The sequence below is a fragment of the Chitinophagaceae bacterium genome, from assembly GCA_016710165.1.
In the GTDB taxonomy this organism is placed as follows: Bacteria; Bacteroidota; Bacteroidia; order Chitinophagales; family Chitinophagaceae; genus Ferruginibacter.
The window spans coordinates 723,404-737,000 of the sequence record JADJLJ010000002.1; the positions used below are offsets into that span (position 1 = coordinate 723,404).

At 47.9% G+C, this 13,597-nt stretch carries 9 protein-coding genes; 5 read left to right on the plus strand and 4 right to left on the minus strand.

The window, feature by feature from the left end; genetic code table 11:
• Positions 1 to 22 precede the first annotated feature (22 nt).
• From IPJ02_13595 to IPJ02_13610, 4 genes are all read left to right on the plus strand, one after another.
• Entirely contained in the window at positions 23 to 2,425 is a 2,403-nt protein-coding gene (locus tag IPJ02_13595; GenBank protein ID MBK7376545.1) for a M1 family metallopeptidase, read from the plus strand.
• A 180-nt stretch (positions 2,426 to 2,605) separates the two neighbouring features.
• Complete coding sequence (locus tag IPJ02_13600; protein ID MBK7376546.1) at positions 2,606 to 4,675, plus strand: tail fiber domain-containing protein; 2,070 nt, start codon at positions 2,606 to 2,608, stop codon at positions 4,673 to 4,675.
• Between the two features lie 9 nt (positions 4,676 to 4,684).
• On the plus strand, positions 4,685 to 5,512 hold the full coding sequence (locus IPJ02_13605; GenBank protein ID MBK7376547.1) for an esterase family protein: 828 nt from the start codon (positions 4,685 to 4,687) through the stop codon (positions 5,510 to 5,512).
• A 55-nt stretch (positions 5,513 to 5,567) separates the two neighbouring features.
• The gene (locus IPJ02_13610) at positions 5,568 to 7,706 is read left to right on the plus strand and encodes a glycoside hydrolase family 97 protein (GenBank protein MBK7376548.1); all 2,139 of its coding nucleotides are present in this window, start codon (positions 5,568 to 5,570) and stop codon (positions 7,704 to 7,706) included.
• A gap of 260 nt (positions 7,707 to 7,966) precedes the next feature.
• Here IPJ02_13610 and IPJ02_13615 read toward each other — a convergent pair whose 3' ends face one another.
• Positions 7,967 to 8,659, minus strand: a complete 693-nt coding sequence (locus IPJ02_13615) for a hypothetical protein (protein MBK7376549.1) — start codon at positions 8,657 to 8,659, stop codon at positions 7,967 to 7,969.
• A 39-nt stretch (positions 8,660 to 8,698) separates the two neighbouring features.
• Between IPJ02_13615 and IPJ02_13620 the strand changes: the two genes are divergently transcribed.
• Positions 8,699 to 11,200, plus strand: coding sequence for a glycosyl hydrolase (locus tag IPJ02_13620; protein ID MBK7376550.1), 2,502 nt, complete (start codon positions 8,699 to 8,701; stop codon positions 11,198 to 11,200).
• 116 nt (positions 11,201 to 11,316) lie between these two features.
• On the opposite strand, the gene IPJ02_13625 is transcribed toward IPJ02_13620, so the two are convergent.
• Genes IPJ02_13625 through IPJ02_13635 form a run of 3 tightly spaced genes read right to left on the minus strand, consistent with a single transcriptional unit; the run spans position 11,317 to position 13,564 of the window.
• Complete coding sequence (locus IPJ02_13625) at positions 11,317 to 11,955, minus strand: Type 1 glutamine amidotransferase-like domain-containing protein (GenBank protein MBK7376551.1); 639 nt, start codon at positions 11,953 to 11,955, stop codon at positions 11,317 to 11,319.
• Positions 11,956 to 12,005: 50 nt separating this feature from the next.
• Positions 12,006 to 12,299: a hypothetical protein gene (locus tag IPJ02_13630; GenBank protein ID MBK7376552.1), complete on the minus strand. Its 294-nt coding sequence runs from the start codon at positions 12,297 to 12,299 to the stop codon at positions 12,006 to 12,008.
• Positions 12,299 to 13,564 carry a SulP family inorganic anion transporter gene (locus tag IPJ02_13635; protein ID MBK7376553.1) on the minus strand — a complete coding sequence of 422 codons (1,266 nt, stop codon included), beginning with the start codon at positions 13,562 to 13,564 and terminating at the stop codon, positions 12,299 to 12,301. The genes IPJ02_13630 and IPJ02_13635 overlap by 1 nt, the downstream gene beginning before the upstream one ends.
• Positions 13,565 to 13,597 lie beyond the last annotated feature (33 nt).

The window sequence follows — 13,597 nt, forward strand, 5'->3', positions numbered from 1 at the left end:
ATCAAAACCTCAATAATCTAAAATGAAACAAGTATCAGCCATTGTGCTTTTGTTGTTCGTCAGCATTTGCACAAATGCCCAGGACATTAAGAACAACCCGGGCAGCAACCACGGTAACCGGTTTGAACAACTGGGAACCATTCTTCCCACACCAAATGAATACCGTACCGCCAGTGGTTCACCCGGTCCCAAATACTGGCAGCAACGTTGCGATTATGATATTACCTGCGAACTGGATGAACCCAACCGTCGTTTATTTGGTAAAGAAACAGTTACTTATTACAACAACTCTCCCGATGTGTTGACCTACCTCTGGCTTCAGCTGGATGAAAACCAGCACAGCAATACTAACAATTCGGGTTATCAAAGCAGCAATACCATGCCCCGGACCATTACGGAGCAGGACATAACCAGGTACAGCGGAAAGCTTGATAAGGAAAAGGAATACGGGGTTAACATAACCCGGGTGGCCGATGCTTCCGGTAAATTACTGAAGTACAGCATCAACAAGACCATGATGCGTATCGAACTGCCCCAGTCACTTAAACCCGGGCAAAGTTTTGTCTTTAAGGTTGACTGGAATTATAACATCATCGAAAGAACAAAATATGGCGGTCGTGGCGGTTTTGAATATTTTGCCGAAGACGGTAATGACCTGTATACGATGACACAGTGGTTCCCACGCCTTTGTGTGTACAGCGATTTCCAGGGATGGCAGAATCACCAGTTTGTGGGTTCCGGCGAGTTTGCACTGGTGTTTGGAAATTATAAAGTGGCCATGACCGTACCGGCCGATCACGTGGTGATGAGTACCGGCCAGTGCCAGAACTACCCGGCGGTTCTATCCGCGAAGGAACTGCAGCGCTGGAATGCTTCACAAACTGCCAAAGATGTTACAGAGATCGTAACCCTGGATGAGGCGAAGGAAAAAGAAAAGACAAAATCCAAAGCAAAGAAGACCTGGATATTCAAAGCCGATATGGTCCGTGATTTTGCCTGGGGTTCTTCCCGTAAATTCATCTGGGATGCCATGCCAACCAACGTGGAAGGAAAGAAAGTGATGTGCATGAGCGCTTACGGAAAAGAAGCCTATGCCCTTTACCGCAGGTACAGCACAAAAACCGTGGCACATACCATTAAGAGCTATTCAAAATTCTCTATTCCATATCCATACCCGGTTGCCCAAAGTTTAGAAGCAGCCAATGGTATGGAATACCCGATGATCTGTTTCAATTTTGGCCGTACAGAAAAAGACGCAACCGGAAACTACAGCGCCAACAGCACGTACAGCGAAGGAACCAAGAATGGTATGCTGGGTGTTGTGATACATGAAGTGGGACATAATTTCTTCCCCATGATCATCAACAGCGACGAAAGACAATGGACATGGATGGATGAAGGCCTGAATTCTTTTGTTGAATACCTGACGGAGGAATTATTTGATAATAAATACCCGGTCAGCAAAGGACCTGCTTACAAGATCGTTGATTACATGAAGCTGCCTAAAGACCAATTGGAGCCCATCATGACAAACAGCGAGAACATCATCCAGTTTGGTCCCAATGCATACAGCAAGCCGGCAACCGGTTTGAATATCCTGCGTGAGACCATCATGGGAAGGGAGAATTTTGATTATGCGTTCCGGGAATATGCAAGACGCTGGGCATTCAAACATCCAACACCTGCCGACCTGTTCCGTACCATGGAAGACGCAAGTGCTGAAGACCTGGATTGGTTCTGGAGAGGCTGGTTCTATGGAACCGAAGCCTGCGATATTGCATTGGATACCGTAAAATGGTCGGTACTTAATACCGAAACGCCTGCTGCACCCAATGCCGGTACCGGTACCAGGAAGATCCCTGTAGCAAAACCGGTGTTAAATACCTTCGATGATATCTCCAAGATCCGAAACAGGGAAGACAAGAAGATCGTGTTTGCCACCGATGCCGATGAATCCTTAAGGGATTTTTACTGGAGGTACGACCGCGGACTTGCAAAAATTGACAGTACCCCATTTGAAATAACTGCCCCGGCCGTAACAGCAAACAATTATACAGAAGCCGAACGTTTTGCCATTGCCGGGAGCAAGTATATGTATGAACTTACCTTCAGCAACAAAGGCGGACTGGTGATGCCCATCATCGTTGAATGGACATTCAAGGACGGCACCAAGCAGGTGGACAGGATAGCGGTACAGGTTTGGCGCAAGAACGAGAATAAAGTGATCAAAACCTTTATGAAGGATAAAGAGGTAGCATCCATTCTGATCGACCCGATGAGGGAAACTGCCGACATTAACACGGGTAATAACACCTGGCCTGCTTTTGCAGTGCCAAGTAAGTTCCAGTTGTTCAAAGGAGGCGGTGGCCAGCCAAGGGGAGCCGTTGGCGGAGTGAACCCGATGCAGAAAGAAATAAAGAATTAAGTACACCGATCTGAAAAATATAAGCTGTCTCCAAGGAGGCAGCTTTTTTTTTATACCCTCATGTTTATAACAGGCTGTTAGTTCTTTTATTGCCATCATGCAGGGGAGTAAGAACAAAAATTAACTACCTTACTGGTCGTATAAAAAACAGCCTTGAATTTTAAAATGAAATCTTCAAATATGAAACACCACCTGGCCCATAAATTTAAAAGCATTGTATTGTATTCTGCGGCCTGTTTATTTATTCTGCCGCCCCTGAAAACCGGTGCACAAAGCCTTGCAGTGAACACGACCGGGGCCACGGCCAATGCATCTTCCATACTGGATGTAAGCAGCACTAACAAAGGCGTACTTATCCCCAGGGTGGCTTTAACAGGAACAACGGATGTAACAACGATTGCAAGTCCTGCCACCAGCCTGCTCATCTATAATACCGTAACCGTGAGTAATGTAACACCCGGTTATTATTACTGGAATGGATCGGCGTGGGCAAAGGTTGTTTCCGGTACTGCCTGGTCATTAACCGGCAACAACGGAACATCTGCAGCAACAAATTTCATCGGCACTACCGATAACGTAGCGTTTAGTTTCCGGGTCAATAATCAAAAAGCCGGATTGATCGATGTAAACAGTAACCTGTTCCTTGGTTACCAGGCAGGTAATGTGAATACGGGTATTGAGAATACAGGCATAGGTTTCCAGGCGCTTTATACCAATACAATTGGATCCAGTAATACGGCAATGGGTACTTATGCGCTTGCTTCAGCCATAGACGGGGTTGCCAATACCGCAACCGGCGCCTGGGCACTTGGTTTTAGCAGCCAGAGCGCATTTAATTCTGCATTTGGGTTTAATGCAATGACACATGTTTCAACAGGATCGAATAATTCAGCATTCGGCGCTTATGCACTTGATGGTTCACCGTTCATGACAGGAAACGATAACACAGCAATGGGATACCAGGCGCTTAACAAGAACTTTGATGGCAATAAGAATGCAGCTTATGGAAGAGAAGCATTATTTAATAACCTGGGTGGTAATGAGAATACGGGTATCGGTTACCAGGCGCTTTCTTCCAACTTCAGTGGCAACTATAATACAGCAACCGGATCACAGGCCCTGAAAGGGAACGGATCAGGAAGTTATAATGTGGCCAACGGGTACCAGGCCCTCAATACCGGGAGCGGATCGTACAACACGGCCATTGGTTATTCTGCTATGGGAGGATCCGGCAGCGGTTCTAATAATACAGCAGTGGGGAATACAACACTTCCCTTGAATTCCACCGGAATTGATAATACCGCTGCAGGATCTTTGGCACTTGCAGAAAACACTACCGGTTCAACCAATACTGCCGTGGGAAGCAACGCACTAAGGACAAACCATAACGCCAGTAATAATGTAGCCGTTGGTTATAATGCGTTGGCGGGTACCAATAATGATGGAAACACGGCTGTAGGAACAAATACCGGACTTAACGGAAGTAATGGAACCAACTGTACCTTCATCGGCTACCAGGCAGGCATCAATTCCGGAGGCCTTACCAATGCAACAGCCATCGGTTATAATGCAACGGTCACTTCAAATAATAGCCTGGTGCTGGGCGATATAGGCAATATCAGCGTGGGTATTGGTATTTCAAATCCTTCCGATGTGCTGCATGTGAAGGGAGCAGGGGAACACCAGGTTACCATTGAAGCATATGCCTTACCTGTGGGACTGCTTTTTAAAGAAGCCGGTGCAGATGCAGGCCGGATACAACATCATGGAAGCGGAAGTTATCTCCAGATCCAGGATTATACAGCAGGCTGGTTCGAAACAGGACTCGTGATAAACCAGGGCAGTGTGGGCATCGGTACAACAGGGCCCACCGCAAAATTATCTGTCAATGGTACGGCCAATAATGCCACGGGGGTCTGGGCGGTATTTTCTGATGAACGGATCAAAACAGTTACCGGTAATTTTACGGATGGACTGAATGTGATCAAAAGGATCAACCCGGTGATGTATGCATACACAGACAAAGCGCCTTACAGAACGGATGACGTGCAGATAGGCATTTTGGCCCAGGACCTGGAGAAGGTCGCCCCATACATGGTATCAAAAAGATCATATAAGGAGTTCAGTGACCTGCGGGAGGTGAACAACCAGGCTTATGTGTTTCTCCTGATCAACGCGGTAAAGGAACAGCAGAATAAGATCGAGGAACTGGAAAGATCATTGAAAGAGCTTAGCCTGAAGATCAAATAAAGTTTCAACATGAAAGGAGCAGTAAAATTTATTTTCCTGTGCGTATGCATATGTTTTTTTTCAGCGACTGCAAATGCAGGTACGGTCGATACGGTTTCCATCTACAGCAACAGTATGCACAGGCAGATAAAAGCGGTGCTGATAAAACCAGGCAGCTATCAAAATAAGTCCAAAAGGTTTCCGGTGGTTTATCTCCTGCATGGTTATGATGGCTGGTACAGCAACTGGATCATCCGGGCACCGGAGTTAAAGAACCATGCAGACACGTATCAAACCATCATTGTTTGCCCGGACGGAGCAGTGAGCAGCTGGTATTTCGACAGCCCGGTTGATAAAAATTACCGCTACGAAACATATATCACCGTTGACGTGGTGCGATACGTTGACAAGAACTACCGGACCATCGCCGATAGGAACCACCGGGCCATCACCGGGCTCAGCATGGGCGGGCACGGCGCTTTATTCCTTGCCCTGCGGCACTCCAATATCTTTGGCGCTGCCGGGAGTATGAGCGGCGGGCTTGACCTCAAAGAAGTAGGGTACCGGTTTGACCTGCCCAAACGGATAGGGGATACGGTCCGTTATGCGAAGAACTGGCAAGATCTGTCTATCCTGGGCCTGGCAGAAAAATATACCGGCACAAAGCTGAAAATAATATTCGACTGCGGGGTCAACGATATTTTCATCGGGGGCAACCGCAGGCTGCATCAAAAAATGCTTGCCCTCAAAATTCCCCACCAGTATACGGAAAGGGCCGGTGCTCACAACTGGGATTACTGGCGCAGTTCTGTGCCGTACCACCTGGCCTTCTTCCGGGATTTTTTCAATAAAAAATAATCGTGTGTAAATTTTACACATTAAATTGTTAGATTTATACCCTAAAACGATTGTCATGCCTTTTAAGAGAATCCTTCTTGTTGTTATTTCCCTGTTTGCTGGTTACGGAATTCATGCCCAGTCCAAAACCATTGTCAACTCGCCCGGTAAGAATATTCAACTGGGTTTCTGGTTGAGTGATAAGGGTACCCCCATGTATGAGCTGACGTATAAGACCAGGGCCGTGCTGCTTCCTTCTTCCATGGGATTTGAATTGAAGAAGACCATGACGGACGAGGCATTGCCGGCGCTTACAGAAGGGCTTGCCATCATTTCATCCACCCAAACCAGCAACGATACAAAATGGAAACCCGTATGGGGAGATGTGAAAGAGATCCGGGAAAATTACAACCAGCTGGTCGTGGGACTTTCGCAGGGGGGTGACAAAGCCATCCGCTTCAACATCATCTTTAAGGTGTTCGATGACGGGCTTGGTTTCCGTTTTGAATTCCCCGAGCAGAAGAACCTGGCACATTTTATTGTTAAAGATGAGAAGACACAGTTTCACCTGGCCGGCGATCATAAAGCATTCTGGATACCCGGCGATTTTGACAGCAATGAATTCAATCCAAACACCAGCAACCTGAGTGAGATCAATGCAGAAGACCCGAAATATGCTGCCAATATCTATGCCCATACATTCTTTGATAAACATGCGGCGCAAACCCCGCTGATGATGAAATCAAAGGATGGCCTGTACATCAACATCCACGAAGCTGCCCTGGTGAATTACCCTGCCATGAACCTGCTCATCAATAAATCGGATTTCACACTTACCTCTGTCCTGGTCCCGGATGCATTGGGCAACAAGGCTTACCTGCAGGCCCCTGCAAAAACACCCTGGCGCAGCATCATCGTTTCGGATAAAGCAACAGACATCCTTGCTTCGCATACCATCCTCAACCTGAATGATCCTTCTGTTATCAAAGACCCATCCTGGATCAAACCCATCAAGTATGTGGGGGTATGGTGGGAGATGCATATTGGTAAATCAACCTGGGATTATGCCGGCAGCCAGAATGCCACCAGTTTTGATGCAGCCGGCCTGAAACCAACCGGTAAGCATGGCGCCACCACGGCCAATGTAAAACGGTATATTGATTTTGCGGCCGGGCATGGTTTTGACGGCGTGCTGGTGGAAGGATGGAATACCGGTTGGGAAGACTGGTTCGGGCAGTTCAAGGAAAACGTGTTTGACTTTGTAACGCCCTATCCTGATTTTGACGTGAAGGAATTGCAACGCTATGCTGCTTCTAAAAAAGTGAAGATCATCATGCACCACGAAACCTCTGCTTCGGTCACCAATTACGAACGGCAGATGGATACCGCTTACCGCTTCATGAAAAAATTCGGTTACGCTGCAGTGAAGACAGGGTATGTTGGTCATATCATTCCCCGTGGCGAACACCACGACGGGCAATGGATGGTGAACCATTATGTGCGGGTGGCAAAGAAAACAGCTTCCTATAAGATCATGCTCAATGCACATGAGCCCGTTCGCCCCAGCGGTTTGCACCGTACCTATCCCAACTGGCTTTCCTGTGAAGCTGCCAGGGGCATGGAGTTCAATGCATGGAGTGATGGCAACCGGCCCGAACACGATGTGATCCTTCCTTTTACCCGTTTCATGGGCGGGCCGATGGATTATACGCCGGGCATTTTTCAGCTGGAACTGAATTACTGGGATAAGAATAAAAAAGAGACCATTCACACCACGTTGGCAAAACAACTGGCTTTGTATGTCACCATCTGCAGCCCGTTGCAAATGGCGGCCGACCTGCCGGAGGCGTACGAAAAGAAAATGGATGCCTTCCAGTTCATCAAAGATGTGGCCGTGGATTGGGACGACAGCAAGTACCTGGAAGCTGAGCCCGGCGATTACATTACTGTGGCAAGAAAGGCAAAAGGGAAAGACAACTGGTTCATCGGTTCTATCACCGATGAGAATGCACGGACAACAACGGTTGACCTGGGATTCCTGGATGCCGGTAAAAAATACACGGCCACCATTTATGCCGATGCCGATGAAGCCAGTTACGACAAGAACCCGGCAGCCTATAAAATAACCAAACAGGTGGTGGATAATAAAACAATATTGACCCTGAAACTGGCAACCAGTGGCGGATGCGCCATAAGCCTGGTGCCGGTTAAATAAGCCGTTTTTATTTGTCTGGGTATAAAACTCCGGTGTAAGGCCCGGAGTTTTTTTTAAAAAAGATTATCCCTCCGTCGTCCTTCCATCCCTTAGTGCATTCTTCGTCACCCCTGGTCGGTGTCTTCACCGACCGGAACGATTAATCAATGAAGAACCGGGGAAATAGAATCCAGTCTGCCTCGAATCACAGCCAGGGTCTGCAATAGCCAATTCACAGTTACAAAGATCATATTTTAACATTGTTCCGGGCAATATGCCGGTCATCCCCCCGTAGTCCTTCCATCCCTCAATGCATTCTTCTTGCCCTTATTTTTCTTTTCCCATTCCAGCATCTCGGGTGTTTTTTCCACTTTCTTGTTCTTATCAACCGGTACCGGGGCAACATTCACGGCATCGCCGCCGGGTTTTTGCAGGTGCCCCTTGAAGTATGTTTCCAGCTTTATTATCCGTCCACCCGAGGCCGGATCATAGAATTTCCATTCGCCGTGCTTTACACTGTACTGCTCGGCCTTTACTATCTTAAAATCAACGATCTCGTTATTGCCTTCGCCATACACCGGGATGGTATCGTAGGGCGACTCGGGGTCATACCCCAGCCAGGATTCTTCCCGGTATAATTCGCCCAGGTAGGTATAATACTGCTGTATCCCGTGCTTGCCGCCCAGTTTGTAATTCTCCACGGCGATCAGGTCGCTGTTCAGATTATACACACGCCATACGCCCTCCTTCTTGTCGTTCCTGAAAAGACCTTCTTCCTCGTAGCCCGGCTCACCACGGATCTCATCCACGTGGATCACCCACTTGCCCTGTTTCTTACCACTGTTGTCGATGGCATTGAGGGTGTCGCCGTTCTCCGTCAGTTTGTAGGTCTTATACTGCGCCGTTCCGCTCATCAAAAACAAAAACTGGATGATGGCCAGTACCCACAATTGCCGTATTTTTAAAATCTGCATGATGTTGTATTTAATGTTATCAATACCAAACCTGCTGCAATGAAACGATTATTCAAATTTACGCTAATCCTTTTTTTAATAAATGTTAATTACCTGTCTGCACAGACCAGGCCAACACCGGCTGCTGAAAGACTGAACGGTTTGCAGAAAAGAAAATTGCTGGAAGACAACAGTCTTTTGAAGGACATAAAGTTCCGCAACGTGGGCCCCAGCATCATGAGCGGCCGGGTGGTGGATGTGGATGTGAATCCGGCAGACCCCACCGAGTTTTATGTGGCCTATGCCACCGGCGGATTGTGGTACAGCAATAATAACGGCCAGAGCCTGGTGCCCGTTTTTGATAAGGAGAATGCATTTGGCATCGGGGATATTGCTGTGGACTGGCCGGGAAAGACACTCTGGGTTGGCACCGGTGAAGTGAACAGCAGCCGCTCTTCTTATGCCGGCCTGGGTGTTTACAAAAGCACCGATAACGGAAAGACATGGGAATGGCTCGGCCTGCCTGAAAGCCATCATATCGGCAGGATCATCCTTCACCCAACGGATAAAAATACAGCCTGGGTAGCCGTGTTGGGGCACCTCTATTCTGCCAATAAGGAAAGGGGTGTTTATAAAACATCCGATGGCGGTAAGACCTGGAAACAAACCCTGTATGTGGATGATAATACCGGCGCCGTGGATATGGACATCAACCCGAAGAACCCGGATGAGTTGTATACAGCCATGTGGTACCGTACCCGCCGGGCCTGGAATTTTGAAGAGGGTGGAAAAAGCTCAGGTATATATAAAACTATGGATGGTGGAGATACCTGGAAGCTTATAACTGCTGCCGGAAGCGGCTTTGCAGCCGGCAACGGACTGGGCAGGATCGGGCTGGCAGTATTTCCATCCAACCCAAACATCATTTATGCTACCCTGGATAACCAGGACCACCGCCCCGATACGGCTAAGAAAAAAGAAGACAGCAACTATGTGCTTAAGAATTTCAAAGACCTTACCCGGGAAGGTTTTTTGGCGCTGGACGACGCCAAACTGGATAGCTTTTTAAAGAAGAATGGTTTCCCGGAGAAATACAAAGCAGCTTCGGTAAAGGAAATGGTAAGGAGTGAAAAGTTGAAGCCAACGGCTGTATATGATTATCTGCTTAACGCCAACACCGCATTGTTTGAAACGCCCATCATCGGATGTGAGATCTACCGCAGCGATGACGCCGGCGCCATCTGGCGAAAAGTGAATACCAAAGAGCTGAACCTTTACAACACCTACGGTTATTATTTCGGCGAGATCTCCGTGAGCAGTACCAACGAAAATAAGGTAGTGATAAGCGGGGTGAGCCTGATGCTGAGCGAGGATGGTGGCAAAACATTCAAGGCAACCGATAACGAGGCCACGCATGCCGATTGGCACGGCTGCTGGATGAATCCTGCACGGGATGGTCATTGGGTAGCCGGCAATGATGGTGGTTGCAATATTACCTATGACAACGGCAGGCACTGGTTCAAGGCAAATACCCCATCGGTTGGCCAGTTTTATGCCATCACGGTGGATGATGCAAAGCCTTATAATATCTACGGCGGCCTGCAGGACAACGGCACCTGGTTCGGGCCTTCCACCTCAAAAGACAAAGACCAGTGGGACTATGAAGGCGTGTACCCCTGGAAGCAGATCGGCGGCGGCGATGGCATGCAGGTGCAGGTGGATACCAGAGATAATAAAACTGCTTATGTTGGTTCTCAGTTCGGGTTTTATAGCCGGCGTAATACGGATGGAGGAAGGGGGTTTTCCCTTTACCCGCGGAACGAACTGGGGGAACCGAAACTCCGCTTCAACTGGCAAACACCCATCTGGCTGAGTAAACACACCCAGGATGTTCTTTATTACGGAAGCAATAAATTCTTCCGCAGCCTGCAGAAAGGCGAAAAGATGGAAGCGCTGAGCAGCGACCTCACCAACGGGGCCAAAGAAGGCGATATCCCTTTTGGTACAAGCACCACATTGGCAGAATCGCCCATGAAGTTTGGATTGATATATATTGGTACTGACGACGGGAATATTCATGTAAGCAGGGATGCCGGGTATACCTGGACAAAGATCAGCAACAGTTTGCCCAGGGCCGTACAGGGCATGTATGTAAGCCGGGTTGCACCGTCTGCTTTTAAAGAAGGAAGAATTTACGTTTCTTTAAACGGCTATCGTAATGATAATTTCGGCGCTTATCTTTTTGTTAGTGAAGACTACGGAAGCAGCTGGACACAGTTAGGTACCGACCTTCCTGCCGAGCCTCTGAACGTGGTGAAGGAAGATCCGAAAAAAGAAAGCATCATCTATGTAGGAAGCGATAACGGCCTCTATACATCTTTTGATAGGGGCAAGTCCTTCATGACCCTTGACAACAGCATGCCCCGTGTGCCCGTGCATGATATTGCCATCCAGCAGCGGGAGAATGAGATCATCATCGGTACACATGGCCGCAGCATCTATATAACCAAACTGGATGCAATTCAAAAAGCCTATGATAAGATGATGGAAGGGAAGAAGTGAAGAAAGTAGATAAAGTAACCAGGATATAGAAGGTATATAAAGTAGATAAAGGGTATTGTGGCAGTAATGTTGTGCGATAAACGCCTGCCTGCCGGGTGCCAGATCTGTTTTGGTATTTAACCAATGATCCTTTGTTCATTACCATCAATGATGCAGGCCTGGTCATCTTTCAGCATTACTGTATTAAATCCTGCTTTGATCAGCGCTTCATTTGCTTTTTTTGCCCCTTCAGCAAAATCTGTATTATCCATGTGCGGAACAATGACCGTGCCGGTAAGATCCAACCCCTCATAAATGATCCCGGGCGCTTCTTCCGGGTCATCACCCATCAGGTCAAAATATCTTGTAGAAGGCCCGGCCATGATGGCGCCTGCGCTCCAGCCTGCATAAACATTGCCTGCCGCCACATGATCTTTTATTAACGCATCTGCCCCGCTTGCCTTTAATATCCAGCGCAGGTAATAGGTATGCCCACCGCAAACCCATATCACGTCTTTGTTTTCCAGCTTTTCAGCCAGGGCTTTTTTATCTTCCATGAATTTTCTGAGATCAACCGCTTCAACCTTGTATCCCTTTTCCGCCAACGACTGGCGGATACCGGGCACCCAGTTTTCGGATCCTTCAATGATGTCTGCTGCATTTTCAATACAGGCAAAACGGGTGTCGCCTGGTCTTTTACCAACCAGTTCATCCAGCAGCTGGTAATGCCGGCTGGTCAGTTGCATAGAGTAGAGGAATAGTTTGGGGATATTCATTATTTCGTTTTAATAAGATAAAAACAAGCAAACTGTTTGCAGAAAAAAGATCAATGCAGTTCAATGGTCTCCACTTCCGGTATATCGTTTAAGATAAGCTGTATATGCCTGCGGTGTGCCTTTGCTTTAAAGTCCTGGAAAATCTCCAGCACATCCCGGTCGATGTAAATACTGTCGGAGCCATTGATCTCCACGATGGAATACTCCGGCAGACCATCCAGCATCTCCATGAATTTCTTCTTGTTCAGGAAACTTACATTCAGTGCCAGGTCGATGCTGAAATGTTTGGTGTGGCCTTCCATTCTTTCTTTCATGGTAAAACCGGCCCGGTAGGTATGCTTCACTAAAAATAAATGGAATAACCGATCCCGATCAGTACGCCGATCAGCAGGTCGGTGACGAGGATGGAAACAACGGTGATGATGAAGGGCATGAACTGTTCTCGTCCCTGCTTATACACCGAGATGATCATTTTGGGTTTTGCCAGGTTATATCCCGTTCGGATAAGGATCACAGCCAGCACACAATACGGAATGAGATTGATGACCGGGATGGCAAAGAGTACAGCCAGCAGCAGCCACAATCCATGTGTAAAGGCCGATAACCGCGTTTTGGCACCTGCTTCCGCATTGGCAGAGCTTCGTACGATAACAGCGGTGATGGGGATGCCCCCCAGTAAGCCACTGAAAAAATTAGCCGAGCCCTGTGCCACCAGTTCCCGGTTTTGCGGTGTGATGCGGTTGTAGGGATCCAGCTTATCAATGGCGGCAATACTTAAAAGCGTTTCCAGCGTTGCCACAAAACAGATCACAATGGCGTTGCGCCATACTTCCATATTGCTGAACAGCGCATTGAATTGCGGAAACCTGATCTGGGAGAAAATATCTTTTGGCACATTGACATACTGGCCGGGTTTAAGCGCCAGTTGCGGGACATATTTTTGAAAGATAAATGCCAGCAGCACACCGAACAGCACCGTGATAAAAGAAGTAGGTAAGAAATCTATTTTTTTAGCCAGCGTATTCTTCCAGGCATATAACAATATGATGGAAAGCAGGGCGATCACTATTACACCGGCTGATGAGTGCTTGTACAGGCTGTCCACATTGCTCCACACATTTTTGAACGAGAGGATATTGAATAATTCATTCGACCAGAAGTCGGGTTTATCGTAGCCGATGAAAGCCGGGACCTGTTTGGAGATGAGGATGATGCCGATGGCAGTCAGCATTCCTTTAATAACAGCCGAGGGAATAAAATGGGTGAAGCCACCCAGCCGGAAAACACCGAGCAGTACCTGCAAAAGCCCGGCTACAGCTACTGAAAGAAAGAATATTTCCAGGGAGCCTAATTGCGTGATGGCTGCAGCGCAGATGGCGGTTAGGCCAGCCGCCGGTCCGCTTACACTCAACTCCGACCTGCTGATGAGGCTCACCACCATGCCGCCGATGATGCCTGCCAGCAGTCCCGAGTACATGGGGGCACCCGATGCCAGCGATATGCCCAGGCATAGCGGCAATGCGACAAAAAAGACAGTGATGCTTGCCTTAAAGTCGTGTTTAAGAAATGAAAGAAGATAAAATCTGCTCCTCCGGTTTACCAGGCTCATGATGGGGTAAATTTCGGAATAATTTGCGGGATT